20 protein-coding genes are annotated in these 26324 nt (G+C 63.4%); 8 read left to right on the forward strand and 12 right to left on the reverse strand.

Features of this window, described 5'->3' with window-relative positions; genetic code table 11:
* The first annotated feature begins 16 nt into the window (after nucleotides 1-16).
* Nucleotides 17-2116: a phosphocholine-specific phospholipase C gene (locus tag WFP36_RS11530; protein WP_336980645.1), complete on the forward strand. Its 2100-nt coding sequence runs from the start codon at nucleotides 17-19 to the stop codon at nucleotides 2114-2116.
* 678 nt (nucleotides 2117-2794) lie between these two features.
* Here WFP36_RS11530 and atzF read toward each other — a convergent pair.
* The 4 genes from atzF to WFP36_RS11550 form a co-directional block, all read right to left on the reverse strand.
* The gene (gene atzF, locus WFP36_RS11535) at nucleotides 2795-4579 is read right to left on the reverse strand and encodes an allophanate hydrolase (protein ID WP_336980646.1); all 1785 of its coding nucleotides are present in this window, start codon (nucleotides 4577-4579) and stop codon (nucleotides 2795-2797) included.
* A gap of 58 nt (nucleotides 4580-4637) precedes the next feature.
* Complete coding sequence (locus tag WFP36_RS11540; RefSeq protein WP_336980647.1) at nucleotides 4638-5129, reverse strand: VOC family protein; 492 nt, start codon at nucleotides 5127-5129, stop codon at nucleotides 4638-4640.
* 130 nt (nucleotides 5130-5259) lie between these two features.
* On the reverse strand, nucleotides 5260-6657 hold the full coding sequence (locus WFP36_RS11545) for an amidohydrolase family protein (RefSeq protein ID WP_336980648.1): 1398 nt from the start codon (nucleotides 6655-6657) through the stop codon (nucleotides 5260-5262).
* Nucleotides 6658-6779: 122 nt separating this feature from the next.
* A complete protein-coding gene (locus WFP36_RS11550) occupies nucleotides 6780-9164 on the reverse strand; it encodes a TonB-dependent receptor (protein WP_336980649.1) in 2385 nt (794 codons plus the stop codon).
* Nucleotides 9165-9535: 371 nt separating this feature from the next.
* On the opposite strand from WFP36_RS11550, the gene WFP36_RS11555 reads away from it, so the two are divergent.
* Nucleotides 9536-10615, forward strand: a complete 1080-nt coding sequence (locus WFP36_RS11555; RefSeq protein ID WP_336980650.1) for a TauD/TfdA family dioxygenase — start codon at nucleotides 9536-9538, stop codon at nucleotides 10613-10615.
* Nucleotides 10616-10692: 77 nt separating this feature from the next.
* On the opposite strand, the gene WFP36_RS11560 is transcribed toward WFP36_RS11555, so the two are convergent.
* The 3 genes from WFP36_RS11560 to WFP36_RS11570 are packed head-to-tail and all read right to left on the reverse strand — an operon-like array spanning nucleotide 10693 to nucleotide 12810.
* Nucleotides 10693-11292, reverse strand: coding sequence for a nitroreductase family protein (locus WFP36_RS11560; protein ID WP_336980651.1), 600 nt, complete (start codon nucleotides 11290-11292; stop codon nucleotides 10693-10695).
* Nucleotides 11289-11975: a cysteine hydrolase family protein gene (locus tag WFP36_RS11565; protein ID WP_336980652.1), complete on the reverse strand. Its 687-nt coding sequence runs from the start codon at nucleotides 11973-11975 to the stop codon at nucleotides 11289-11291. Before WFP36_RS11565 ends, WFP36_RS11560 begins: the two co-directional genes overlap by 4 nt.
* Complete coding sequence (locus WFP36_RS11570) at nucleotides 11968-12810, reverse strand: oxidoreductase (RefSeq protein WP_336980653.1); 843 nt, start codon at nucleotides 12808-12810, stop codon at nucleotides 11968-11970. Before WFP36_RS11570 ends, WFP36_RS11565 begins: the two co-directional genes overlap by 8 nt.
* A 178-nt stretch (nucleotides 12811-12988) precedes the next feature.
* Between WFP36_RS11570 and WFP36_RS11575 the strand changes: the two genes are divergently transcribed.
* From WFP36_RS11575 to WFP36_RS11600, 6 genes are all read left to right on the forward strand, one after another.
* The gene (locus tag WFP36_RS11575; RefSeq protein ID WP_336980654.1) at nucleotides 12989-13918 is read left to right on the forward strand and encodes a ribokinase; all 930 of its coding nucleotides are present in this window, start codon (nucleotides 12989-12991) and stop codon (nucleotides 13916-13918) included.
* 77 nt (nucleotides 13919-13995) lie between these two features.
* Nucleotides 13996-15120: an LLM class flavin-dependent oxidoreductase gene (locus tag WFP36_RS11580; protein ID WP_336980655.1), complete on the forward strand. Its 1125-nt coding sequence runs from the start codon at nucleotides 13996-13998 to the stop codon at nucleotides 15118-15120.
* Nucleotides 15113-15793, forward strand: coding sequence for a cysteine hydrolase family protein (locus WFP36_RS11585; RefSeq protein WP_336980656.1), 681 nt, complete (start codon nucleotides 15113-15115; stop codon nucleotides 15791-15793). Before WFP36_RS11580 ends, WFP36_RS11585 begins: the two co-directional genes overlap by 8 nt.
* The gene (locus WFP36_RS11590; RefSeq protein WP_336980657.1) at nucleotides 15790-17043 is read left to right on the forward strand and encodes an MFS transporter; all 1254 of its coding nucleotides are present in this window, start codon (nucleotides 15790-15792) and stop codon (nucleotides 17041-17043) included. The genes WFP36_RS11585 and WFP36_RS11590 overlap by 4 nt, the downstream gene beginning before the upstream one ends.
* A gap of 106 nt (nucleotides 17044-17149) precedes the next feature.
* Nucleotides 17150-18385, forward strand: a complete 1236-nt coding sequence (locus WFP36_RS11595) for an MFS transporter (RefSeq protein ID WP_336980658.1) — start codon at nucleotides 17150-17152, stop codon at nucleotides 18383-18385.
* A 186-nt stretch (nucleotides 18386-18571) separates the two neighbouring features.
* Nucleotides 18572-20902: an acetamidase/formamidase family protein gene (locus WFP36_RS11600; protein ID WP_336980659.1), complete on the forward strand. Its 2331-nt coding sequence runs from the start codon at nucleotides 18572-18574 to the stop codon at nucleotides 20900-20902.
* Between the two features lie 101 nt (nucleotides 20903-21003).
* On the opposite strand, the gene WFP36_RS11605 is transcribed toward WFP36_RS11600, so the two are convergent.
* From WFP36_RS11605 to WFP36_RS11625, 5 genes are all read right to left on the reverse strand, one after another.
* Complete coding sequence (locus WFP36_RS11605; protein ID WP_336980660.1) at nucleotides 21004-22320, reverse strand: serine hydrolase domain-containing protein; 1317 nt, start codon at nucleotides 22318-22320, stop codon at nucleotides 21004-21006.
* Nucleotides 22320-23102, reverse strand: coding sequence for a TauD/TfdA dioxygenase family protein (locus tag WFP36_RS11610; RefSeq protein ID WP_336980661.1), 783 nt, complete (start codon nucleotides 23100-23102; stop codon nucleotides 22320-22322). The genes WFP36_RS11605 and WFP36_RS11610 overlap by 1 nt, the downstream gene beginning before the upstream one ends.
* Nucleotides 23103-23121: 19 nt before the next feature.
* The gene (locus WFP36_RS11615; protein WP_336980662.1) at nucleotides 23122-24123 is read right to left on the reverse strand and encodes a bile acid:sodium symporter family protein; all 1002 of its coding nucleotides are present in this window, start codon (nucleotides 24121-24123) and stop codon (nucleotides 23122-23124) included.
* Nucleotides 24124-24185: 62 nt separating this feature from the next.
* Nucleotides 24186-25157, reverse strand: coding sequence for an AraC family transcriptional regulator (locus WFP36_RS11620; protein WP_336980663.1), 972 nt, complete (start codon nucleotides 25155-25157; stop codon nucleotides 24186-24188).
* Nucleotides 25158-25188: 31 nt separating this feature from the next.
* The gene (locus WFP36_RS11625; protein ID WP_336980664.1) at nucleotides 25189-26280 is read right to left on the reverse strand and encodes an acetamidase/formamidase family protein; all 1092 of its coding nucleotides are present in this window, start codon (nucleotides 26278-26280) and stop codon (nucleotides 25189-25191) included.
* Nucleotides 26281-26324 lie beyond the last annotated feature (44 nt).

The raw sequence follows: 26324 nt of genomic DNA on the forward strand, positions 1-26324 counted from the left end.
TGCAGGAGACTGTCCCGTGGTGAAGAACAACAGGCGCGATTTTCTGAAAGGCCTCGGCACGCTGGGTGCCGCCAGCGCCTTTCCGCTGAGCATCGAGCGTGCGCTCGCCCTGCCGGCAAAGCGCATCACGGGCTCCATCAAGGATGTGAAGCACATCGTGATCCTGATGCAGGAGAACCGCAGCTTCGACCATTATTTCGGCACCATGAAGGGCGTGCGCGGCTTTGGCGACCGCCACACCGTGCCGCTGCCGGGCGGGCGCAGCGTGTGGGAACAGTCCAACGGCGCGCGCGTGCTGCCGCCCTTCTGGCTGGACACGGAAAAGACCAACGGCATGAAGGTGCCGGGCACGCCGCACAGCTTCTCCGATGCGCAGGCGGCATGGAACCAGGGCAGCTTCGGCCTGTGGCCCAAGTTCAAGACCGACTATTCCATGGGCTATTACAAGCGCGAGGACATCCCCTTCCAGTTCGCGCTGGCCGAAGCCTTCACCATTTGCGACGCCTATCATTGCTCGATCACCACGGGCACCGATCCCAATCGCATCGTCTTCTGGTCCGGCTCGAACTTCGACCCCGCCGAACAGGCCGCCGGCCGCAATTGCCGTGAGGACAAGTCGGAGCCGAACAATCTGCGCTGCTGGATCAAGGGCGCCCTGCCGGAACCGGGCTATACCTATGCCGGCAACGATCTCGAATGGCAGACCATCCCCGAAGTGCTGGAACAGCACGGGGTGGACTGGCGCATCTATCAGGACCCGAACGATAACTGGACCGGCGCGATGCATGGCGGGCTGGCCTTCAAGGGCTTCCGCAACTGCAAGCCGGGCGAGCCGCTTTACGAGCGCGGGATGAAGCACTGGTCGCTCGAACAGCTGGAGCAGGACGTGCTGAACGGCACTCTGCCTGCCGTTTCCTGGGTGCTGCCGCCCAAGGAATGGTCGGAACACCCCTCCGCCTCCACGCCCATCGAAGGCGCGGAATATACCGCGCGCATTCTGGACGCGCTGACCGCCAATCCGGACGTCTGGGCCAGCACCGTCTTCTTCCAGACCTTCGACGAGAATGATGGGCTGTTCGACCACCTGCCTCCCCCGGCCCCGCCCTCCTTCAATCTCGACGGCACACTGGCCGGCAAGGCCACCTTCCCGCTGGACGGCCACTATTTCGACGATCACGAGGACAAATACACCTCGCGCGACGATAACGTCACCGGCACCACCCGCCCCTTCGGCCTGGGCCCGCGCGTGCCGCTCTACGTCGTCTCGCCCTGGAGCAAGGGTGGCTGGGTCAGCTCGGAAACCTTCGACCACACCTCGGTCGGCCGGTTCCTCGAACAGCGGTTCGGCGTGACCATCCCGGCGATCAGCCCCTGGCACCGCAAGATGTGCGGCGACCTGACATCGTGCTTCGATTTCAGCATGGAAGGCGATGCCGCCTTCCCGCCGCTGCCCGATGCCAGCGGTTCGGTGGCCGTGCTGGCGGAACATCTCAAGCGCCCCAAGATCCTGCCCCCGCGCGCGGCCGAAGGGCTGTTCCAGGAAGAAGGCCTGCGCCGTGCGCGCCCGCTGCCTTACGTGCTGCATGTCGATGCGAAGGCCACGGGCGGCACGATCACGCTCGGCTTCGTCAACGATGGCAAGGCGGGCGCCACCTTCCATGTCTATGACAAGCTCCACCTCGACCGCATCCCGCGCCGCTATTGCGTGGAAGCGGGCAAGGCGCTGAGCGACGAATGGGCCATCGACCCCAGGCAGGGCGCGGACCTGCTGGTGCTGGGGCCCAACGGCTTCATGCGCTCCTTCACTGCCCGCGCCGGCGCCGCCCTGCCCGCCTTCACGGCACGCTACGATACAGCAGGCCAGTCGGTCGGCCTGACGCTGGAAAGCGCCGCGCAGGGCGATCTCGCGCTGACGCTGGGCAACGATTTGTATGGCGCCAATCCGCGCAAGCAAATCTCGCTGGCACAGGGCAGGAAGGCCAATGCCAGCTGGCCCGCCTCGCAAAGCCATGGCTGGTACGATTTCACCATCGACGCGGAAGGCTGGACCATCCGCCTTGCGGGCCGGATCGAGGACGGCAAGCCGGGCGTGAGCGATCCACTGCTGCGGGCTTGAGATCTGGGAGAGCACGGCGTTTGACGCGTCGTGCATATCCGGGCGGGGTGATGGGTGTCACCTCGCCCGGTTTTATTTGTCGTTCCAGCCTCCGTTCGTCCTGAGCCTGTCGAAGGGCGCGCGCCAAGGCAGAACGGATACCTGTATCCAAGGACATTTCCGGCAGGCAGCCATTGAGGGCCAGTCTGAAAACAGACATTTCGGACAGGACGACATTGCGGACGTTCTCGCGCCTGCGTAGCATGCCGTCATGCCAACCGTAGAAGCCTTCGACCACGAAGACGCCCTGAAACCGCTATTCACAGCGGAGTTTGAATTCCTACCCCGCATTGGTGAGTATCTCTCGATCGATACTCCACCGGGCTACTTCAAATACTACAATGTAGTCGAAGTCTGGCATCGGCAGGACGCAGAGGGTGGCGTTTTCCGAGCTTGCATACGCATTGAAGAGACAGACTGACCACGGTCCGCTTCCCTCCCCCTTTCAGCCGTAGGGCTAGCGAGCCGCGCCACTCCTTGGCCGACACTCCTTCAGACCGGAAATCGGCCACGCGGCGTGGCTCGATCACTCGCCCCATTCCCTGTCTGAACATCGGCAGGTGGGCTCACAACTCTGCCGATGTTCCGCGCGTCCTTCGACAGGCTCGGGAAGAGCGGGTGTGGGGAAGAGAGCTCAGCTCACCCCTTCAGCGAAGCAATATAGGCCCGCCAGCCGCCAAACGACGTAACGTCCTTCGATCCCTCCATCGCGCGCGGTTCGGCCACGAAGCCTTTCACTTCGCTGCCATCCTCCAGCGCCACCGTGCCGATGGCGAGCGGTGCGGGGACTTCCTCCACGAAGCTGCCGAAGCCGGCGTAATCCATTTCGTAGATTTCCAGTTCCAGCGCGCTGCCATCGGCCTCGCCCACATGGATCAGGGCAGGCTTGGGCGGCGTGGTTTCCATGGCATAGAGGCGATAGGCAGGAGCGGTCTTGGCCTTGCGCACCAGCCGGGCATTGCGCTCTTCCAGCTGGAAGTGGAGCGGCATGCCGTGGAGATGCGCGCCGACCACGGCGAGCTGGATATCCGCTTTGTGCGGCGTTTCGTCGAGCGGCGGCGTAGCGGCCATGGTCTGGTTCTCCTGAAAGGCGGAAGCGAGATCGAGCAGGAAGCTGTCGGCCCAGGCCGGGCCCATCAGCGTGACGCCAAAGCCGGTGCCATTGGCGCGGAAGCCCGCCGGGATCGCCAGCGCGCTCATGTCCAGCAGGTTCACGAAATTGGTATAGAGGCCCAGATTGCTGTTCAGCGCCACCGGATCGGCCAGCAATTGCTCCTTCGTGTAGATCGTGGGCGTGGTCGGCAGCACCAACACGTCCACCGCGCGCCAGATGGCCTGCGCAGCGCGTTCATAGTGCTTGAGCGCATATTGCCCCTCGAACGCATCGACCGCGCTCTTGCCCACGCCAGACTGGACGATCCCGCGCACGACCGGATGGATCGCCTTGGGGTTCGCTTCCAGCAGGCCCTTCAGCGCGGCAGTGCGTTCCGCCACCCAGGGGCCGGAATAGAGCAGCTGCGCGCAATCGAGCAGTTGGGAAATCTCCACTTCCACCACTTCGCCAAGCGTCGCGGCATGGCGCGCGGCCTCGGCATACAGGGCGGCGGATTCCCCATCGCCCAGGAAGTGCAAATCTTCCTTGCGGGGAATGCCGATGCGCGGCTTTTCCGGCGCGATGAAGGCCGCGGCCTCGCGCGAATAGATGTCTTCCTCGTCGAACGCGGTCAACACGGCATCCACTGCGCGGGCATCGTCCAGCGAATGGGCGAACACGCTGACGCAATCGAGCGAGCGGCAGGCAGGCAGCAACCCGCGCGTGCTCCAGCGGCCCTTGGTCGGCTTCAGCCCCACCAGCCCGTTGAACGCGGCCGGAACGCGGCCTGACCCGGCCGTATCGGTGCCGAGCGCAAAGGCCACTACCCCTGCCGCCACAGAGACGGCCGAGCCGGAACTCGACCCGCCCGAGATATAGGCCGTATCGAACACGCAGCCGCATGCCCCGTAGGGAGAGCGGGTGCCGACGAGGCCGGTGGCGAACTGATCGAGATTGGTCTTGCCGATCAGCACTGCGCCTGCCGCCTGCAGCAGTTCCACCACGCGGGCGGAGCTTTCGGGGACATAGCCCGCCGAGGGGCAAGCCGCCGTCGTCACCATACCGGCAACGTCGAGATTATCCTTGGCCGCAAAGGGCACGCCCGCCAGCGGCAAATCTTCCCCGGTAGCAAGGCGGCGATCCACTTCGGCGGCGGCGGCGAGCACATCGGCGGCAGGAACCCGCGAAATCCAGACCTGCGGCTGCACTGCCTCATAGGCGTCGGCACGCGCCAATGCATCGCACGCAAAGCTTTCGGCAGAGCTTCCACCGGAGCGCACAGCCCGCACGATTTCTCCGATCGAGCCAATCGGCCCGACACGTTCGTTCATTCCGCTACTCCGTCAGACAAGGGGCATTCGGGCGCCCCGGCGGGCGCCCGTTGCAAGGTCAGGCTTCGACGCCAACCTGCCAAAGTTCGCGAGCGGTCTCGAACACGCCCTGATCGTAGGAGAATTCGATCGTGTTCCCGTCCGGGTCCTTCAGGAAGCAGATGTAGCCGACGTCTTCCTTGGGGAACTGCATCGGGCCCAAGGCAAGGCAGCCGCCTTCGCGGGCCAGTTCGGCCACCGCATCGACCGCTTCCTTGGTGGGAAGTTCGATACCGATATGGGCGAAGGGGCCCAGCGGCAGATGCTGCTTGGGCGCAAAGGGATCGTGACCTTCGAAGAACTGCCCGGCGACGAGCACGAAGGCGCGTTCCTTCTCGTTCGGATCGGCAAGCCAGACGTTCTTCCCATCCTCGTCCTCGCGCTGGCGCAGCACACGCAGATGCGTGTATTTTTCATACCAGGCGATGGTGTCATCGACGCTTTTGACGGCGAGTGCGAGGTGGGTCCAGGTGGCCTTCTTGGGGCCAACCGAATGAACGATCTGATTCACCTTGGTGCTTCCTTCCACTACGGATTGGCCTGCAACCTATCACCGCAGACGCATGCGCACTTTGCCACTGATGCCCAGATTTTGAACTGTACGCGCACGAGATGACGTGTCGCGACGCATTTCCGTCATCTCAGAGGATGGGCCACGGCGTCCGGATCGGCAGCCCGGTGCGTTCAACCAGCGCCTTCCCGGCAGGCACGGCCTCGGCGATGAGTTTCTCCTCATCCAGCAGCAAGTTGCGCCCGCCATCGAGCACCTGACGCCCGTCGATCCACACGCTGTGAACACCGTTCGGCGGCGCATGCTGGGCAAGCTGGCCGACCGAATCGAAAATCGGCCCCCATTCGAGCAGGCGCGTATCGTGCAGTACGAAATCGGCCTTGTAGCCGGGGGCGAGCGTGCCAATCCGGTCTTCCCAGCCCATGCCCTTCGCACCATTTACGGTCATCAGTTCCATCAAGGTGGTGGAAGGCAGCAGATCCTGATCGCCGCGCGCATCGCGATAGCCGGCAGCCATCAGGCGCGCGGAAGAGAGGATATCGGTCGCATTGCCGTCCGTCCCCAGCATCACCGTGGCGCCGCCTTGCATCATTTCAAGATGCAGGCCCTGTTTGGCGAGCCCCATGCCGCCCTTGAAGGCCGCATCGGGGCAGTGAATGCAGGTGGTGCCCGTCTCCACCACCAGTTCCATCTCGCTGCGGTCGATTGCGGCGAGGTGCGTGATGCAGACATTGGGGCCCAGCGCGCCGATATCGGCCAGGTGCTCTACCGGGCGGCGATTATAGCGGGCCATGAACCAGTCCGGATCGGACTGGCGCGGGCTCATATGGGCGGAAACCTTCAGCCCCTTGTCGTCGGCCAGCGCCTTGGCCGCCAGCCAGACCTCGTCGGGATTGGTCGAATGGCCGACCAGCACAGGCCAGCAGGCCAGCATGCAATCGCCATCGTCGGGATAGGCCTCCACTTCGCCTTCCAGCAGGCCGATCGCCTCGGCGATCTTGGCCGCCTGATCGGCGGAAGGATCGTAAGCGCGCCCTTCCACCCACTGGCCGACACGGCCGCGAATGCCTGCTTCGGCAAGGCCTTCCATCACTTCGTCGAGATGGATCACTGTGCCCGCTTCGAGGAAAGTGGTGGTGCCGTAACGGATCATCGCCAGTGCCGAGAGCTGGGCGGAGAGCTTCTCATCCGCCGGAGTCTGCGACTTGAACAGGGGGATGACCCACTTGGTGAGATTGTCGTTCCAGCTGTCGGTCGGAACGCGGCGCACGAACCCGCGGGTCAGCGGATCGGCGGTGATATGGATATGGCCGTCGACGAAGCCGGGCGAGATCACGAAACTGCTGCCGTCGCGCGTTTCCTTTGCGCGGACGATGCGTTCCGCTTCTTCCCGCCTGCCCACCATCACGATGCGGTTGCCCTTGATGGCCAGCGCCCCGTCGCGGATCACATGACGCTGGGCGTTCATGGTGATGATTTCCGCGCCGGCGATGAGGAGATCGGCTTCGATAATCGGCTGTTCGCTCATGCAATCCGTTTCCAATATGGCATTTCAAATGTGGTTACGGCCCCTTCCCGTATGCGGACGGGAAGGAGCCGCAATTCTGTCTCTTCACTTCACTCTGCCCGCAAGGGCCGAGTGCCGGTGGCTCAGAACTTGAAGCCGACCGAGAAGATCGCCTGACGAGGCGCAATGTAGGTCTCGAAGCCCTGCGAGCTGCCGTAGGGATCCGAGAAGCGCGAGTTCACGCCGGCTTCGTCGAACAGATTGCTCACCGAAGCCGTGACATAGACCGGGCTGCCTTCGGGTTCGTAGCGAACGAACAGGTTCACCACGCTGTAGGACGGGGTCGTGTCATAGAACTCGTTGTTGAACACGCGGTAGAAGAACTCGCCGCGATACTGGTACTGGACGCGGGCCGTCAGATCGCCCGGACCGACCTTGCCATTATAGACCAGGGCGGCCGAACCCTGCCACTTGGGCAGCTTGGGCACCTTGTTGCCATTGATGTTCGAACGCGCGCTTTCACGAGCGACCGACGCGGCATAGTAGTTCGACCAGAACAGCCAGTCGGGATAGCCGGCGGCATTCTGAGCGGCCAGAGCATCGACCGGATCGAGCGCATAATAGTCCGCGTCGAATTCGCCGTTCAGCTGCGACAGGCTGGTTTCCAGACGCAGGCTATCGGTGATCCGGTAATTCGCTTCCAGCTCGATGCCGTAGATCTTGGCGCTGGGAGCATTGGCCGTGCCTTCGCCGTACAGGATCGCATCCTCATCGAGGAACTGCATGTTCTTGTACTTGTAGTAGAAGCCCGAAACGTTGAGCTGCAGCGCATCGTCGAAGAAGCGGTTCTTGGAGCCGATTTCGAACGAGTCGACCACTTCCGGCTGATAGGTCGGCTTGATGCCGGTTTCCCAACCGAAGTTCACATAGGAGGTCGAATTGCCGTTCAGACCGCCCGGCTTGAAGCCGCGGGTGTAGCTGGCATAAACCATGTTTTCCGGGGTGAACTTGTATTCCAGCGCGAACTTGCCGGTCCATTCGTTGGTCGACAGACCCGGGCTCACGGTGGGCTGCAGATAGGCGCCCGAACCGTAATCGGGGAACTCGCCGTTATTGCTGTCCGACGTGCCGCTATATTCGTCGTGATTGTAGCGGATGCCGGCCGTGACCGCGAACTTGTCGGTCACATCGTAGGTGCCCTGGAAATAGGCGGCCCACGCCTTGCGAGTAGCCGACTGCAGGCTGGCATAGGTCAGGTCCAGAACCTGCGGGTCGTTCCAGGCAGTGTCGACGGGAAGCGGCGGACGGACGAGCTGGTCGTCAGCAGCGCGGTATTCCACGATGTACTGGTCGTTCTTCGACCAGAGATAGACGCCGCCGATGATCCAGTTGAACGGACCTTCGCCGTTGGAGGCCAGGTTGACTTCCTGCGTCCAGCTTTCGTTGTTGCTTTCCCACAGGGCGACGTGGTCGTAGTTGAAGTAACCCGTTTCCCAGGGATTGGCGCCAACCCAATAGGTGACATCGCTGAACAGGTCGGCATTGAGGCCGTCGCCGTCCCAGCTCTGTTCGCTGTGCAGCTTCTGGTAGCTGGTGATGGACTTCAGCGTGGCGAAATCCAGATCCAGCGCCACCGTGCCGTAATAGAGGTCGGTGTTCACGACCGAGCGGCCGGGATAGTCCTGCGTGACGACGCGCGGATCTTCGGACGGATCCAGCACGTTCTTCTGCGCAGGGCCATGCGTGTCGCTGTCATACTGGATGGTGGCGAGCGTGACCTTCAGATTGTCGGTCGGCTCCCAACGCATCATGGCCTTCCACGAGGTCGAGTTCTCGTCGTCGAGCTCGTACTTGTCGTAGCCTTCGACGTCGGTGGCATAGGCATAGCCATCATGCTTGCGGCGGTTGCCGTAGACGCGGAAAGCGAGGTTATCGCCCACCGGCACGTCCATGCCCAGTTCGGCATTGAGCAGGTTGTAATTACCCAGGCCGACTTCGCCGTTCATCCCGAACTTGCCGAGCAGCGGCTCGCGCGACACGACGTTGATCGTACCGCCGGTGGAACCCTGGCCGAAAGTAGTGCCCTGCGGACCGCGCAGGACTTCGACCTGACCCACATCCACGAAGGCCGCGTTGGCGGCAATCGAGTTGAAGATGTAAACGCCGTCGATGTGGTAGGAAACGCCCGGCTGGGAGTTCAGGTTTTCCGGCGTTTCCGAACCGATGCCGCGGATGGTAACCATACGCTCGCCGCCGCCGCTCTTGGCAACCACGAGGCTGGGCACGCTGCCGTTCAGGCCGGTAACGTCAGTGATGTTGTTCTGCTTCAGCGCATCGGCGGTAACCGCCGTGGCCGAGAGCGAAGCTTCCTGAAGGCTCGTGTTGAGCTTTGTCGCCGTAATGACGATTTCATTCACATATTCGGTCGACTCGGCAGTCGTTTCTTCCGCCCAGGCGCCGGTGGGCGCCAGAACAGCCAGAGCTACGCCGGCCAGCAGATACTTCCGATTATTATTTGTCTTGGTCATCGCGCTTCCCCGATTGGAATCGAAACCCGCTCGAGGCACCCCCATCTCAACCCTGTTGTGAGGCCCCCGTTTTGCCGGGGTGCCGCTTGAGTTGCATTGAGCCATCAAGCGGCGTTCCAATCTTGAGGAGTCGCGCAGAACTTGTTGACGCGATCGCGCCTGCACCCCTCGCGCCGGGGCAGTTTCCCATATCGGGATGGTTAATGGCCGGGAGGCGCTTTGCCTCAGAACGCATATGATTCGCGCCCGGAACAGAATTTTTGCACGACCGGCCAAGATGCTTTTCGCACATCGGGATAGACACAAGATTGCGGCAGGCACGTTACAGCTGTGTCGATTCCGCGAGACTGGCCGAACAAGGAGACTATCCGATGTCCGTGATTACCGAGCTGGAACCCGTACGCACCGAGGCCGCGTGGCGCGGTGACGAACTTTCGGCCCGGCAGGACTGGGTTTACCTGCTGTCCGACGAACAGGTCGCGGAGCTTGAGGAACTGGGCAAGCGCTTCGTCGAAGAGGACCCGGACCTGCGCTTCGTAAAGAAGGAAGATTTCCCGCTGGTCGCCTGCGCCGAAGCGGTGGCCGAATGGGGCAGGGACGTCGATTACGGCCGCGGCTTCGTGCTCGTCCGCGGCCTGCGCACCTATCTCTATTCCGACGCGCTTTCCTCGGCCATCTACTACATCCTCGGCCTCTACATGGGCGATCCGATCCGCCAGAACGAAATGGGCGATTTGATCGACCACGTCTATGCCACCTCCGACAAGACGATGGACGATCCCACCGCCAAGTCCTCCAAGGTCCGCGACCAGCTCGTCTATCACTCCGACAGTTCGGACGTGGTGGCGCTGATGTGCCTGCGTCCGGCCATGGCTGGCGGCGCGTCCTGCCTCGTCTCGGGCGCGCAGATCTATAACGAGATCCTCAAGCGCCGGCCGGACCTTGCCCCGCTGCTGCTCGAACCCTTCCACTGGGACTGGCGCCGCCAGGATCAGGAAGCTCCTGCCGACACCTACACTTCGCCGGTGATCAGCATGGAAGAGGGCGTGTTCAGCATGTATGCCGGCTCGCTCTATATCATCACTGCGCAGAACTATCCGGGCGTGCCCAAGCTGACCCCGGAACAGGTCGAAGTGCTCGAGTTGTTCGACAAGATCACCTATGAAGAAGGCATGGCCATCGAGATGGATTTCCGCCCCGGCGATATCCAGTGGTTGTCCAATTATGCCGCGCTCCATGCGCGCACGACTTTCTACGATTTCCCCGAACCGCAGCGCCGCCGCCACCTGCTGCGCCTGTGGCTGCACCGCGATGCGGGGCGCCCGGTTGTGGAAGGTTTCGGCAAGAACGGCGTGGTCCAGATCCGCTCCGCTCCGCGTGACGGCAAAACCGAACATCCCGACGCCCACTTCAGCATCCGCGAAGTGTGCGTGCCGCGCCTGATCGCCTGATCGGGCGGGGCCTCGGCCTCACAGAAAAGGCCCGGAAAGCAGGATCGCTTTCCGGGCCTTTTCTTTGTCTGCGGCTTTCAGGCAGGGAAGTTGCCGGGGAACGCCAATTGTGAAATTGCCATGCGGCCCGAAGGAACCTCACGGTCGCGCAGATAGTCGGGCAGCAGTTCGGCCGGATCGCCGGTGCGGCCGATGGCGACCGCCATCTCGATGCGGAAATCCTCGGGAATGCCGAGTTCCTTGTAGCCCTTTTCGAAATCCAGCCCGGTAATCCCGTGAGTATGGAGCCCATCGTGGATCGCCTGCAGTGCCAGTTGGCCCCAAGCGGCGCCGGCATCGAAGGCGTGGCTGTAGAGTTCTTCCTTGGGCTCTCCGGCCTCATCGCGCATGAAGCGGTCCGACAGGATGAACACGATGGCCCCCGCATTGGCCGCCCAACTGCGATTGAAGGGGACGAGAATGTCCAGGAACCGCTCCCAGTCCTCCCCGCCGCGCAGGGCGTAGAGGAAGCGCCAGGGCTGGACGTTGAAGGCGGAAGGCGCCCAGCGCGCGGCCTCGATCAGGCGGAAAAGCTCGCTTTCCTCCAGCGGCGTGCGGTCGAAGGCGCGGGGGGACCAGCGGCGGGTGAAGACTTCGTGGATCGGGTGTTCGGTCGCTCTGGCATCGTGAAAAGTCATGAAGTTACCTGAGTAGTGGGTTGTTCCAGCATGGAAATGACGGCGGCGGTGTTCCGCACGTCGGCGAAATGCAGCCGCAGGCTCAAGAGCGCCGCATTCTGTTCTTCATCGCAGACGGTAGCCGTCGCGTCGGAGAGGAAAATCACCTTGAAACCGCGCATATAGCCGTCGCGCGCGGTGCTTTCGCAGCAGACATTGGTGAGCGTTCCGGCAATCACCAGCATCTCGATTCCGCGCTGCCTCAAAGCAGCCTCAAGCGCGCCTGCAGGGCACCCAAAGGCGCTATAGCGATACTTGTCGAGCACCAGATCGGTATCGGCGGCAGCCATATCGGGGTGCAGGTCGTGCGACGCGGCGCCCGGAGTGAGCGCGTCGATAGCCTCTCGCACGCGCGCGTCGGTCGGATCGTATTGCCAGGGCGCCATGGCGAGCGGTGCTTCCTCGCTCACCGTCTGGCGCGTCCAGATCACCGTGCCGCCCGCCGCGCGCATGGCGGCGGCGAGGCGGTTGACGGCGGGGATGATCGCCTCCGCATGGGGATTTCCGAAGATCTCCCCCTGCGCGACGAACGCCCCCTGCATATCGACGATCACCAGTGCGGTGCGCGCCGGGTCGATCTCCCCGAAGGAGTTGAGCCACTTGCCGCGTTCAACCGCCCATTCGGGGAGAGAGACCTCATGCATCAGCATATTCCGGATAGGCGATGGAAAGCGAATAGCTCTTCCACTTTTCCATTTCCGCGCGGAGCAGGTCGGTCTGCCCTTCCGCGTAATGGAGCGCATCCTTGCCCAGCAGCAGGTGCAGCGGCGGCTCTGCCTCGTCCAGGGCAGAGAGGATCGCGGCGGCGGCAAGGGCCGGATCGCCCTTTTCCTTGCCCTGCCCTTCGGAGAGCGAACGCTTGGCGAAATGGGCGGTATCCTCGTAAGCCGGGATATCCTTTGCCGCGATGCGCAGCGACCCGCCCGCAAATTCCGTGCGCATGCCGCCCGGCGCCACATTGGTCACGCGGATGCCCATCGGACCCACTTCCTGCGCCAAGGTCTGGCCGATACATTCCAGCGCATATTTGCTGGCGCCGTAGAGCGCCGTGCCCGCCCAGGGGGCCAGCCCGCTGACCGAAGTGATGTTCACCACATGCCCCGCCTTGCGTTCACGCATGTAAGGCAGCACCGCCTGGATCATCGAAATCGCGCCGAACACGTTCACATCGAACAGCGCGCGCATTTCCTCGGCGGAGACTTCCTCGATCGCGCCGACCATGCCGAAGCCGGCATTGTTCACCAGCCGGTCGATGCCGCCCAGCTTCTCTTCCGCCAGCGCGACCACGCGGGCAGGTGCCTCGCGATCCGCGAAATCGAGCACGGCGGCAAAGGCCTGCCCCGGAGCGAGAGCTTCAAACGCGTCGCAGCTTCCCTGGTTGCGCGAGGTGCCGAACACCTTGTCGCCCCGTGCAAGCGCCGCCTTGGCCAGTTCGCGGCCCAGACCGCCGCCAATTCCCGTAATCAACCAGTTCGCCATTTCGATAGGACCTTCTCGTTTCGCCTTACCTGCGTTGTCTACGCCAGGCTGCGCAGAGCGCTTTGCAGGGCAAACCGCATTTGTTGTCCGCTGGCGCACAGGATGGCGTTCCGGTTGCGATCTGCCCGGCTACCGTGCTGAGGAAGTCTGCCGGAAATCGTCCTAGAGGGAGGCAATTATGGCAGTGCAGGTTGCAGGTTCGATCAATGTCGACCTGATCCAGTCGGTAGAGGCTCTGCCCAGGCCGGGCGAGACGGTGCTGTCCTTCCGCTCGGCCCGCCTGCCCGGCGGCAAAGGCGCGAACCAGGCAGTGGCCGCCGCACGCATGGGCGCGCCGACGCGAATGATCGGCGCAGTCGGCAGCGACGATGGCGGCAGCTGGATGCGCGGGATGCTGGAAGAACATGGCGTGGATACGCAGGCCATCGCGGCGCTGAAGGACATGGCCACCGGGCTCGCCTCGATCGCGGTCGATTGCAGCGGCGAGAATCAGATCATCGTCAATCCGGGCGCGAATGAAGCGGTGACACCGGATCAGGCCGCGCAAATCAGGCCGGAAGCACAAGTGCTGCTCGCCCAGCTCGAAATTCCCGTCGACACTGTGCGCGCCTTCTTCACCGCCCCTGCCGCGCAAGGCCGCATCCGCATCCTCAATGCCGCGCCCGCCCTGCGCGAGGCAGCGCCGCTGTTCGACCACGCCGACATCCTGATCGTGAACCAGCACGAGCTGGCCCATTATCTGGGGCTGAGCGATGCCCCGCAGAGCGCGGAAGACGCCCTGGTCGCACGGCAATTGATCGCGCGCGGCGATCAGGCCGTGATCGTCACGCTGGGCGCGCTGGGCGCGGTGGCAGTGTGGAACGACCGGCATTTCCACGCCCCGGCCCTGTCAGTAACGCCGATCGACACCATCGGAGCGGGCGACTGTTTCTGCGGCGCGCTGGCCGCCCTGCTCGATTCGGGAGAATCGGTGGAGGCCGCACTCCCGCTCGCCAATGCGGCGGCAGCCCTGTGCACTCAGAAACAAGGCGCGATCCCGGCGATGCCGTCGCGCAGCGAGGCCGAGAACGCTCTCGAACTGGGCACTGCCCCTGCCGCACCAAATTAATATTCGCCCCCGGTCAAGATCGCACGGGCACAAGGAATAAGCTCGGCTCCGCAAACAGGAACGCGGAAACGAAAAATATGAGCGAGCTTGAGCTTACGCCCTTCGGGTTGCCTTCCGACACTGGCGGTAAGGATTTGGGTGTGTTCCTGCCAATTGCGAACGGCGGCTGGATCATGTCCAGTAACAAGCCGGAAATAGACGGTTCCTACGACTATTGCCGCGCCTCGGCGGTTCTGGCCGAACAGCACGGGCTAGACTTCGCCATGGCGATGGCGAAGTTCCGCGGTTACGGCGGCGAAACCCGGCATTGGGACGAGCAGTTGGACTCTTTCCTCACTGTCGCCGGCATTGCCGAGGCGACCAGCAAGGTGAAGGTCTGGGGCACGATCCATACCCTTCTCCAGAACCCCGCCGTCGCCGCCAAGATGGTCGCCACTCTGGACCAGATCAGCCACGGCCGCTCTGGCCTCAATGTGGTGACGGGCTCCTATCGCGGCGAGTTCGACCAGATGGGCGCATGGCCCGAAAATGTCGGGCACGATCAGCGCTACGACCTCGCACAGGAATGGATCAGGGCGATCAAGGGGCTGTGGAACGAGGACAGCGTCACTCAGCATGGCGACTATTTCCGTCTCGACGACTGCCAAAGCTGGCCCAAGCCCTCCACGCGCCCCTTCCTGGTCTGCGCGGGCACGTCCAAGCAGGGCATGGCCTTCACTTCCGCAGAGATGGACGCGATCTTCCTTTACGGCGGTCAGCACGAGAAGCTGAAGCGCGAGAGCGAAGCCGCCAAGGCCGATGCTGCCGCGGTGGGCCGCTCGATCCGCACCTATTCGATGATGACGGTAGTATTCGGCGAAAGCGACGCCGAGGCGGACGAGAAGGTTCAGGCGATCCGCGAGGGGTTCGACGAAGGCGCATTGGCGGGCATGATGCGCGCCTATGGCTTCCTCGACAGCGAGATCGGCAAGGAAAACGACTTCACCCGCAAGGCACGCTCCGGCTTCATGGCTCCTCATGTCGCCGGGTCGCCCGAGACGGTGCTGGCCTATCTGACCGACCTGTTCGAGATTTCCGGCTCCGATGGCCTCATGCTGATTTTCGACGATTACATGAAGGGCATCCCCACTTTCGGGCAGAAGGTGCTGCCGGTTCTGCGCGAGCGCTTCCCCGCAGGGGAAAAGGTGCCGGTTCATGGCTGAGGCCGATCCCGCCGGCCTGCCGCATTTGGACGCGGCCTCCCTTGCGCCGCTGATCGATGCTGCCCGGACCGCGCTGATCGTGGTCGATATCCAGAACGACTTTGCCGGACCATCGGGTCTGCTCAAGCGTGTCGGCGTGGACATGACACTGGCCGAGGCGGCAATCGACCGGATCGAGGCGATCATTCCCACCGCCCGCAAGGCTGGGGCCACTGTGGCCTTCATGCGCGTGGTGACCGAGCCGGAAACGGATTCCGATGCGCTCAAGGCGCTCTATGCCCGCAAGGGCCGTCCGGGCGGGCAGGCGATCTGTCGCACCGCCGATGGCGGGGCTGACTATTACCGCGTCTCTCCGGAGCCCGGCGATATCGAGATTGCCAAGCTGCTTTACGACAGCTTCCACGGCACCGATCTTGAAGAGCAACTCCGCGCGCGCGGTATCGACACGCTGGTTATGACCGGGGTCGCGACCGATTGCTGCGTCGATGCCACCACACGGACCGGCTTCCACCGGGGCTTCCACGTCTTCGTCGTTTCCGATGCCTGCGCCTCTTACGAAGAGGAACTGCATCTCGGAACGCTCAAGGTCCTCCACAAGAACTGCGCCCTGCTGACCACCACCGATGCGGTGATCGCAGCATGGGCGAGCACCGCGCAAGGAGCGCCGCAATGACCGCGTTTTTCGACAGCCGCCGCCAGATGGGCGTGCTCGCCGCCGCGACAACCGGCAGCGTGCTTTCCACCACCGCCACGGTCCATTCCGTGTTCGGGACGTTCCTGGTGCCGCTGTCGGATGAATTCGGCTGGACCCGCGCGAGCATTTCGGCGGTCATGGCAATCATCGCGATATCCTGCGCGATCACCTACCCCCTTGCGGGCCGCTATTCGGACCAGCACGGATCGCGCAAGATGATCCTGTTCGGCAATGTCGCGCTGGGCCTGTCCATCGCGGCGCTGGCGCTGACCAGCGGCAGCCTTGCCCAGTTCTACCTCACCTTCCTCGCCATCGGCATCTTCGGCGCCCTGCCCAGCACGGCGATGTTCGCCAAGCTGGTTGCCGAGTGGTTCGACCGCAACCGGGGCACGGCCATGGGCTTCAGCGCGGGCTTCGGCAACGGCCTGGGCGCGGTGATCATGCCCATCGTCGCGGCGATCCTGGTTTCCACACAGGGCTGGCGCGCAGGCTATCTGGGCATTTCGGCAATCATCCTGCTCGTCGGTTTCCCGATATTCTATTTCCTGCTGCATGACGTACCCAGCCGCAGCGATCCCGCCCAGCGGGCCGCGGCAGGCGCGAAGCTGGAAGGGTTGACGCTCAAGGAAGCGATGCGCCTGCCCGCCTTCTGGCTGCTGATGGTCGCCATTGCGGCGGGCGGCGGCATTTCCACCGCCATCCTCAGCCATGTCGTGCCGATCGTAGGCGACCGGGGCTACAGCCTCGGCGTGGGCACTGCGGTGGTCAGCGTCTTTGCCCTGTCCGCTTCCGCCTGGCAGGTCGCCAGCGGCCGGATGCTGGACAAGGCCAATACGCCCCGGATCGTGGTGCCGATGTATGCGCTGGCGATCCCCGGCCTGTTCCTGCTCGAATATGGCACTTCCACGCCGATGCTGGTCGGTTCGGGCATTTGCCTCGGCATTGCGCTGGGCGCACAGTTCGGCGCCCTGCCCTTCTTCATCGCGCGCTATTTCGGCCTGCGCCATTTCGGCGCGATCCTGGGCGTGATGTATTCCGCCGTGATCGCAGGCCAGGGCATTACCCCGGTGCTGCTCGACGCCGCGTTCGACACGCTGGGCAGCTATCGCGACGCGATTCTCGTCTCCATGGCGGTAATGGGCGCGGGCAGCACGCTGCTGTTCCTCCTGCCCGCCTATCGCGGCGAACGAACCGTGCCTTCCGGCTCGGCAGTGGCCGTAGCCCACTAAGACGAGTGCCAAGGCTGCAAAGCGTGAGGGCGCGGGGGATCAAGACTCAAAACAGGGTCCACTCCATCTTACGCTAATAGATTCTGCGTGAAGGAGTGTTCCCGCCATGACGTTCGACGGCCGGTTGAAGTATCTGGTTCTGGGCGCGCTGGCGCTCCTCTTCTTCATTCTGAACGCCTGTACTTTCAACGGCCTCGGTGTCGTCTTGCCCTATATGGTGGAAGAACTGGGCTGGAGCTGGGCCACTGCCGGCGTCGGCTTTACCTTGCTGGGTATCGCCTGTGGCCTTTCGGGCCTGATCCCCGCCCTTCTCATCCGCAAGTTCGGCGTTTCGCGCACCATGCTGACGGGCGGTACCGTGCTGTTCAGCGGCTTTGCCTGCCTTGCGCTGACCTATAATCCGTTCGTCTACTTCCTCGGCACGATCCTCCTGGGCATCGGCTTTGCGATCTGCGGGCAGGTTCCGGCAGTCAACGTCATTTCCCACTCGTTCAAGAAGCACTCCACCGCGATGGGCTTCTACTTCACCGTGGGCGGCCTCGGCTCGGTCGCCGGCCCGCTGATCGCCTATGCGACGCAGGAAATCACCAATGAGTGGCGCCTGTTCTGGGGCGGTGCGGCCATCGCGGCGCTGCTGCTGTCCATGTTCACGTCCGCCGTCACCGCGACGCGCTGGAACAACAAGGATGCGGGCACCAAGGCCAAGGCCAGCGACGCGACTGTGGGCTGGAGCGTTCGCGCGGCAATGCGCACGCCCCAATATTACGTGATCGTGGGCGCCTATACCTCTTTGCTGCTCATCAGCACGACCGTGCACGGCTTTGCGGTGCAGCACCTGTCCGACAGCGGCCTGGGCATGGGCGGCGCGGCCACGGTGATGAGCGCGCTGGCCCTGATCAGCGCGGGTGCTTCTGCCGTGGCAGGTGTCGCGGGCGAAAAGATGAAGCCCCGCGCGCTTTCGATGCTTTCGCTGGCGACTGCCATCATCGGCGTCGTCGCCCTGATGGGCGGCAGCAGCCCGGTGGCGATCGGGATCGCTACGCTCGGCCTCGGGGTCGGCATCGGGTTCAGCTATGTCAGCGTGGCGATGCTGTTGCTCGACGTGTTCGGCAAGCGCCCCAACCTCGAGCTCTATTCGACCATGAGCCTGATCTCCACCTCGGCGGCGATCGGCCCGGCGCTGGGCGGCTTCGCCCGCGACCAGCTGGGCAGCTTTTCGCTGGTCTTCCTGGTCTGCGGCCTGATCGGCACCGCGTTCTTCATGGCCCTGCTGCTGTTCAAGCGGCCTTCCGCGCCGGGTGACGCAGAAGAAACGGAAGCAGTGCTTGCACCTGCTTGCTGAAGACGGATCGTAATCAGCGAACCGCACCCTGCGGACGGGGTAGGTGCGGTTCGCCAACAACATGACGTGGCCATTCTGATACAGCATCGGAATGGCCAGTTGACGTGCGGCCTCCGAAATATCACTTAGGTGGGTATAAAAGACACGCCGGGAGAGGGGCCGGTCCTTGTTTGATAGAGAGCCCCGTTGCGTTTCACCACTAATGCCTATCCCAAGGAACAGCGTTACGACGCATGGCGCTTTGCGCTAAAACGTGCGTCGTTAGCCCTTGAGGCCGCCGATGAGGCCAGCCTTTACGGCGAAATCATCCAGTTCAGCAGCGATGTCGGCATACAGTTCGTCCGCCTGGTGGGGACGGCACAGGAATATACGATCGACTTCCGCGAAGAGCCCGGCAGCCTGTGGCTTGCGGTCCTGGTGGATGGTGTCTGCGTTGCCCGCAGCGGCACCGAGACGATCACTTTCAACGATGGCGACATGATCTGCGGGCGCGGCGAAACCCCGGTCTCGCTGCAATTCACCAGCGATCATCGCATGCTGCTGCTGAAAATTCCGGCCAAGTCGCTGGACCAGCGGCTGAAGGCTCCCCTGCCGGACAAGCCGCGCAGCCTCTCCTCCGATGCCGGCCCAGGCCGCGTATTGTCCAGCATGCTCCGTTCGGTCGCCGACATGACCACCAGCGACACGCCGGATGAAGGACTGCGCCCGGTCGAACTGGCATTGCCCGAATTCCTGCTGGCTGCCCTGCTCAGCGATGCGCCGCCGCGCGCCCTTGGCGGCGCCGCCGGTATGCGCGCTGCGCTGCTCGAGCGGATCTTCCAGACCATCGAAATGCGTCTGTCCGATCCGAATCTCAACTATCAGCAGGTGGCGAGCGAACACGGCATTTCTCCGCGTTACCTGCAGAAGTTGTTCGAATCGATCGATGACAGCTTCGGCCATTACGTGAAGGTCAGGCGCCTGGAGCGCTGCAGGCTCGACTTGCGAAGCCCCCTGCACACGCAGAAGTCCATCTCGGACATCCTGTTCCAGTGGGGCTTCAACGATTCCGCCTCGTTCAGCCGCGCCTTCCGCGAACAATACGGCATTTCCCCGCGTGAATATCGCAAGTCCGGCATGCCGGACGAGGGCGATGCGAACGACACGCTGCGCCGTGGCCGCCCGGCCCGCCGCACCGCTCAGGAGGAAGCCGCGCTGGCGGAAGCCTTCCCCGAAATCAGCGAAACGGTCGGCATTCCCACCAGCCTGCTGCCCATTGGCGACGATGGCACAGTGCGCCACCATCACCTGCCGGTCAGCCCGAACACGGTCCATTGGGGCTATTTCAGCTCCTTGCTGAAGCCTGTCCTTACCGTCCGCTCCGGCGATTTCGTGACGGTGGAGACGCTCACCCATCATGCCAATGACGATCCCGAACGCATGGTGGAAGGCGATGAAGGCGCCGAAAGCGTGTTCCATTGGGACGAGCACGGCAAGGCCGTCGAGCGGCGCGGTGCCGGGCCGATGGATGCGAGCGAAGTGGGCCGCGGCGCGGGCGAAGGCTTCGGCGTGCATATCTGCACCGGTCCCATCGCCATTCAGGGCGCCGAGCCGGGCGACATCATCGAAGTGCGCATCCTCAGCCTCGAACCCCGGCGAAGCGGCAATCCGCGCTTCCAGGGCAAGGCCTTCGGCAGCAATGCGGCGACCTTCTGGGGCTTCCAGTATAACGATCTGCTGACCCAGCCCAATCCGCGCGAAGTGGTCACGATCTACGAGGTGGAGAGTGGCAAGGAACGCGTGCCGACCGCCCATGCGGTCTATTCCTTCCGCTGGACCCCGCAGACCGACCCTTCCGGCATCGTGCATGAGCGCTACAATTATCCGGGCGTGCCGGTCGATCCGGACACGATCGAGCGGAATTACGACATCCTGCGCGATGTCGAGATCCCCATCCGCCCGCATTTCGGCGTGATCGCAGTGGCGCCCGCCCATACCGGCCCGGTCGATTCCATTCCGCCCAGTTCCTTCGGCGGCAATATGGACAATTGGCGCACCGGCCCCGGATCAAGCGTGTTCCTGCCAGTGCAGGTTTCCGGCGGATTGCTATCCTTGGGCGATCCCCACGCTTCTCAGGGCGATTCCGAACTGTGCGGCACGGCCATCGAATGTTCGATGACGGCGCTGATCCAGGTGATCCGCCACCCGAAGGGCGATCTTTCGGGCATGATGCGCGATCTCGATTATCCGATGATCGAGACCGAGAGCGAATGGGTCATCATGGGCTTCAGCCACCCGGATTACCTCAAGGAACTGGGCGAAGACGCGCAAAGCGAAGTCTACAAGCGCGCCTCGATCGACAGCGCGATGCGCGATGCCTTCCGCAAGACCCGCCGTTTCCTGATGACCACCAAGAACCTGTCGGAGGACGAGGCGATCTCGCTCATTTCGGTGGCGGTCGATTTCGGGATTTCGCAGGTCGCCAACGGCAATTGGGGGGTCCACGCGATCATCCGCAAGGGGCTGTTCACGGCCTGAAGTTTCACTTGTCACCCCGGCCCTGTGCCGGGGTCCAGCTTGGCAGGCTCAGGAAAGCGAGATCCCGGAACAAGTCCGGGATGACGACTGAGGACAGCCCTTCACTGCCCCGAACCGACCTCAACCGCCGCGCGGTCCAGCAGGGTACGCACCCGCACCGTCCGCTCGGTAAACTCCCCGCCGATCAGTTCGTTGGTCATCAGGATCGCCACGAGATTGCGGCGCGGGTCGGCGAAGAAATAGGTGTTGCCCGAACCGGACCAGCCGCCTGCACCCGAAGGCATGCCGCCGATGGCCTCGCTCGCAGCGTCTCCGATCCCCAGCCCCAGGCCGAACATCACATTCTCATGCGCCTGCCCGCCGGTCTGCAGCAAGGGCGTGAACATCGCATCGACACTTTCGGCCTTGAGCAACCGCTGACCATGCCATTCGCCGCGATTGGCCAGCATCTGGGCAAAGTGGAGGTAATCTTCCATCGTCCCTGCGAGCGCCCCGCCCCCGTCGAACATCCGCCTGGGATCGCGATATTCCGATGCCTCTGCCGTCTCGACCGGCGTCATCCCATCCTTGCTGGCGGTGTAATTCGTCACAAACCGGGCCAGCTGCGCATCGCTCACCACAAAGGTGGTGTCGCGCATCTCCAGCGGAGTGAAAATCCGTTCCCTGAAGAAACGGTCTAGCGGCATGCCGGATGCCCGCTCCACCACCACGCCCAGCACACCCGTGGAATTGCTGTAGGAGAAGCGCTCGCCCGGTTGGTGAAGCAGAGGCGCAGCAGCGAGGCGCGCGATCAACTCGTCCATGGAAACCGCAGGCGGTGCATCGCCGGGCTGACGCCCGACACCGCCGCCGCGCATCACTCCATGCTTGCGGTAATATTGCTGGACCGGCGTGTTGCCGGTGAAATTGTAGGTCAGCCCGCTGCTGTGAGTCATCAGATCGCGCACAGTGATCTGGCGAGCCGCCGGAACGGTGACCATGTTTTCCAGATCGCCGCTTTCATAAACGCGCATATCGGCGAATTCGGGAATGTAGCGGGCAATCGGCGCGTCGAGGGAAATCCGCCCCTCTTCCACCAGCATCATCGCCGCCACGGTCGTGATCGGCTTGGTCATGGAATAGAGGCGAAAGATAGCGTCTTCGGGCAGCGGCGTGCCACTTTCCCGGTCAAGATCGCCCAGACGGAAGCCGAGGACATCCTTGCCACCCTGCGAGATCACGACCTGCGCATTGGGCAAGGTGCCCTCTGCAATCATCGCCGCCAGCCCGTCGCGCAACTCGACCACGGCGCTGCCGCGCTGAGCTGTGGTCGTTTCGGCAAAGGCGGGGCCAGCTACCGCAAAACTCAAGGCCGACGCCCCCAGAGCGAGCCCTAAGGCCGCGACCGCCACCTTACCCACCTTGCTGCGCCTTGCCATCAATAGGGCTTATCGCCTGCGACCGACACGCGGAAGCCGGAACGAGTTTCCGGGAAATAGTCCCAGGTGGCGAAATGCTGAGTGCAGCGATTGTCCCAGAAGGCGATCGAATGCGGTTCCCACCGGAAGCGAACCTGGAAGTTCGGGTTCTCGCAATGATGCGCCAGGAAATCGCGCAGCGCCTCGCCCTCAGGCTTGGTCAGGCCATTGATGCGAATGATCTTGGACTTGCTGAAGAACAGGCACTTGCGCTTCGTCACCGGATGGGTGCGCACCAGCGGGTGGGTGTTGGTGGGATATTTCTTGTCCACATCCGGGAAAAGCTCCCGATAGATGTGGTTGGAATCATGCACGGCCGTCAGCGGATCGATGAAGGCCTTCATCGCGGGCGACAGCGCATCATAGGCCGCATACATGCTGGCAAACAGCGTATCGCCCCCTACGGGCGGCACTGTGTGCAGATAGAGGATACTGCCCATGGGCGGTTCCGGATCTTCCGACAGGTCCATGTGCCAGTCTTCCCCGGCCACGAACTTGCTATCCGCATCGGCGTGGATTTTCACGACATTGGGATGGCCCTCGATACCGCCCACGCCGCTATGCCCGGCCAGTTCGCCGAAATAGCGACCCAGCCGCTCGTGGCTGTCATGGTCCATCGGCTGGTTGCGGAAGAACAGCACCTGATGTTCCATCAAGGCGCTGTGGAGTTCATCCACCACCTTGTTGCTGAGCGGCTCGTTCAGAGCGACCCCGGACACCATGGCCCCGATCGGTTTGGTCATGGGGCGGACTTCGAGCACGTCATACGGCATGGACAAGTTCCTCGCTCTTGGATTGGGCTTCGCTCCGGCGGGCATAGGCCTGCGCCAGGGCGGCGCAGACGATCAGCTGGAGCTGGTGGAAAAGCATGAGTGGCAGCACGACCAGGCCGACCTGCGCCGGCGGAAACAACGCGCCTGCCATGGGCACGCCGCTGGCGAGGCTCTTCTTGGAGCCGCAGAATACCATGACGGCCTCATCCTCATGGGAGAAGCCCGCAAGACGGGACGCCTGCCGCGTGGCAAATAGCACCGCGCCCAGCAACACGGCGTCGAGCGCCAGGATCGTGGCAAGGTCCATCGCCGAAAACCGGGTCCACAGCCCTTCCACCACGGCGGCGCTGAAGGCGGCATAGACCACCAAGAGGATCACGCCCCGGTCGGTACGCATCACCAGCTTGCGGTGCCGGTCGACGAAACCTCCGATCAGCGGACGGGCCAGATGGCCGACGATAAAGGGCAGCAGCAAAGTGGTGCCGACTTTCATCAGCGCGGACAGGAAGAATTCCTGCCCGGCTTGCCCGCTGCTGACCAGGAGGGTGGCCAGCAGCGGGGTCAGCACGATACCGAGTACGTTGGAGAGGGACGCACTGCAGACCGCCGCCGGTACGTTCCCCCGCGCAATCGCCGTCATCGCTATCGACGACTGCACGGTTGAGGGAACGATGCACAAAAACAGGAACCCGCTCGCCACCGCCGGATCGATCCAGCTGCCGAGCGCCGAAACCATCGCCAGCCCCAGCAGGGGAAACAGGACGAAAGTGGTCGCCAGCACCATCAGATGCAGCTTCCACGCGCCGATCCCGGCCAGGATCGCCTGGCGGGAAAGCTTGGCACCGTGGAGGAAGAACAGCAGCGTGATCGCGACATCGGTCAGGTGATCGAGCCACACAGCAGCGTCGCCGCGAGCGGGCAGCAGGGTGGCGAAAGCCAGCACGGCCAGCAGCAGCAGGAGAAATCCGTCAGGACGAAAGCGGGAGAGCATGATGCAGAAATTCTGGGCGAAATCGTACCTGCGAGTCTTGTCGTCCGGCGCAGGCTCGTTTGTCAGGCGATGCCGCTGCGGCGTGCCCGGTTGCGCGTATCGCGCGGCGCCTCGCCAAAACGTTCGCGATAGGCGCGGCTGAAATGGGCCGACTGGTTGAAGCCCCAGCGGAAACAGATTTCCGAGATACTGAGCTGGGCATGGAGCGGGCTGGCCAGTTCCGCCCGTGCGCGCTCCAGTCGGCGGGATTTGAGATAACCGGTCACGGTCTGGCCGAAACGGGCGAAGAGCTGCTGAAGATAGCGGACCGACACGCCTTCTGCTGCGGCAATCGCCTGTACGGTCAGTTCCGGATCGCCCAGCTGGCTTTCCAGCGCGCGGCAGATGCGTTCATATTGGCGCGCGCGCTGCCCCATCGCCCCGCCCTTGCCCGCAAAGCCGCCGGAACGAGCGATGACGGGCACGAGCAGTTCGATCAACGCGCTCTCAATCGGCCCCAGTTCGCCTGGGCGCCCTTCGGCGAGCGAGGCGGCAAGGCTGTGTAGCAAGGCCAGCAGCGCATGGCCCGACATGCTCTGGGGCTCGACAATGGAAACACGGGCCGCCAGCGGCGCCAGCAGTCGCGCATCGATGGCAACGCTGGGAATGCGCACGAAAAGCTGACGGAAAGCGCCATCGAACTGCAGCGTGGCATCGATGCCGGTCGCCCCATAGATCAGCATGGCAGGAGATAGAGCCACCGGCGCATCGTCCGTGCGCAGGCTCGCCTCCCCATCGATCAGCAGGCCCATCCACAGGCCCGGCTCCGCACCCGGCGTGCGCCCGGCAATGGACTGGGCCCCACCGGAAACCAGTGCGAATTCAAAGCCCATGGGAGAGGTGGCGGCCAGAACCCGGCCGACCGCTTCCGCCTGGGGAGCAGGGCCGGCGAAAGGCAAGTGCAGCCGCCGCATGGCATCGGCCCATGCGGCGGCGCGCTCACCATGCGGCAGGCTTGCCGCATCGAAGGACCAGGCTGCTTGCCGGTCAGCCATGGCCTTCACGTCCCCTTTCATTCGGGCCCTTTCATTCCGGATCGCTGACGCTTCCCTTGTTCGGGAAGATCCCACGGTCGATCCGCACATGGATACCCTGCGTACCGTCGACGACCTGAGTGACGCCGAAATCGGCGGCCACGCTCATCAGCGAATAGGCATCGGTCTTGGACAGGCCCTGATGCTCGTTGAGCAGGTGGAGCATATCCATCGAGGCGTTCTTCATCGCCATGTCGAGATCTTCGCCGAAACCATGGACGATCCAGTGATCGGGGGTTTCGAGCAGCGGCGAAGGGAACTTGAAGTCCTTGCGCAGGATGATCTGGAACAGCACGTTGAGCGAGGCTTCGATCGCAGTGCCGCTGATCTCGCCGTCGCCCTGGCTGACATGCGGATCGCCGATGGAGAACAGGCCGCCCTTGACCTGAACCGGATAATACATCCGCGAATTGGCACCGATGCGCCAGTTATCGATGTTGCCGCCATGCAGGCCCGGCGGGATGGTGCTGACCGGCTCGTTCACGGCCGGGGCAACACCGGCAGTGCCGAGGTGCGGACGGGCCGGGATGGTGATGCCTTCCAGCGCCGGCTGGCGGTCGCAGGCGGCACAATGGGTAATGCGGCCGGGGACGAGGTAGGTCTCCTCCACGTCATAGGCGTAAAGCGCCTTGGCCGTATTGGCATTCGGGTTCAGCTCATAGATCGTGACCCGCTCGGTCTCGCCGAATTCCTTGTAAAGGTGGCCCCAGTTGGCCTGCAGGTTGGAGCCATAGTTGAAGCGCGGCGTCATCTGGAAATAGCGCACTTCCAGCATGTCGCCGGGTTCCGCGCCTTCCACATAGATCGGGCCGGTCATGATGTGGCAGCCGGGCGAGCGGGTGCTCGGATCGATCTCGGTGAAAATGCGCTGGATGTCCTCGTCGAACATCAGTTCCGGATCGTCGCCCGCGTGATGAGTCACTGCCTGGGCCATGATCAGATCGCCGCTCTGAACGGTCAGAGCCGGCTTCAACTCGGGCGAGAAGAAGCCCCAGTGCACCGTTTCGGGCGTAGCCCTCAGATAATGCAGCGCCTTGGGCTGCACTTCGCTCCGCCGCAAACCGTGATCGCAGATCAACGCCATGTCTTTCCCCTGTGGGTCATTGGAACAAACCGTCCTGTTGCCGG

The organism is Fulverythrobacter fulvus (assembly GCF_037154085.1).
Classification (GTDB): Bacteria; Pseudomonadota; Alphaproteobacteria; order Sphingomonadales; family Sphingomonadaceae; genus Andeanibacterium; species Andeanibacterium fulvum.

Bases quoted from the DNA above. Each gene is read 5' to 3' on its own strand.
- WFP36_RS11565 (WP_336980652.1), bottom strand. From the start codon at position 11,975: ATGCATGAGGTCTCTCTCCCCGAATGGGCGGTTGAACGCGGCAAGTGG.
- WFP36_RS11590 (WP_336980657.1), top strand. From the start codon at position 15,790: ATGACCGCGTTTTTCGACAGCCGCCGCCAGATGGGCGTGCTCGCCGCC.
- WFP36_RS11620 (WP_336980663.1), bottom strand. From the start codon at position 25,157: ATGGCTGACCGGCAAGCAGCCTGGTCCTTCGATGCGGCAAGCCTGCCG.
- WFP36_RS11560 (WP_336980651.1), bottom strand. From the start codon at position 11,292: ATGACTTTTCACGATGCCAGAGCGACCGAACACCCGATCCACGAAGTC.
- WFP36_RS11545 (WP_336980648.1), bottom strand. From the start codon at position 6,657: ATGAGCGAACAGCCGATTATCGAAGCCGATCTCCTCATCGCCGGCGCG.
- WFP36_RS11605 (WP_336980660.1), bottom strand. From the start codon at position 22,320: ATGGCAAGGCGCAGCAAGGTGGGTAAGGTGGCGGTCGCGGCCTTAGGG.
- WFP36_RS11610 (WP_336980661.1), bottom strand. From the start codon at position 23,102: ATGACCAAACCGATCGGGGCCATGGTGTCCGGGGTCGCTCTGAACGAG.
- atzF (WP_336980646.1), bottom strand. From the start codon at position 4,579: ATGAACGAACGTGTCGGGCCGATTGGCTCGATCGGAGAAATCGTGCGG.
- WFP36_RS11570 (WP_336980653.1), bottom strand. From the start codon at position 12,810: ATGGCGAACTGGTTGATTACGGGAATTGGCGGCGGTCTGGGCCGCGAA.
- WFP36_RS11595 (WP_336980658.1), top strand. From the start codon at position 17,150: ATGACGTTCGACGGCCGGTTGAAGTATCTGGTTCTGGGCGCGCTGGCG.
- WFP36_RS11615 (WP_336980662.1), bottom strand. From the start codon at position 24,123: ATGCTCTCCCGCTTTCGTCCTGACGGATTTCTCCTGCTGCTGCTGGCC.
- WFP36_RS11575 (WP_336980654.1), top strand. From the start codon at position 12,989: ATGGCAGTGCAGGTTGCAGGTTCGATCAATGTCGACCTGATCCAGTCG.
- WFP36_RS11580 (WP_336980655.1), top strand. From the start codon at position 13,996: ATGAGCGAGCTTGAGCTTACGCCCTTCGGGTTGCCTTCCGACACTGGC.
- WFP36_RS11585 (WP_336980656.1), top strand. From the start codon at position 15,113: ATGGCTGAGGCCGATCCCGCCGGCCTGCCGCATTTGGACGCGGCCTCC.
- WFP36_RS11550 (WP_336980649.1), bottom strand. From the start codon at position 9,164: ATGACCAAGACAAATAATAATCGGAAGTATCTGCTGGCCGGCGTAGCT.
- WFP36_RS11625 (WP_336980664.1), bottom strand. From the start codon at position 26,280: ATGGCGTTGATCTGCGATCACGGTTTGCGGCGGAGCGAAGTGCAGCCC.
- WFP36_RS11555 (WP_336980650.1), top strand. From the start codon at position 9,536: ATGTCCGTGATTACCGAGCTGGAACCCGTACGCACCGAGGCCGCGTGG.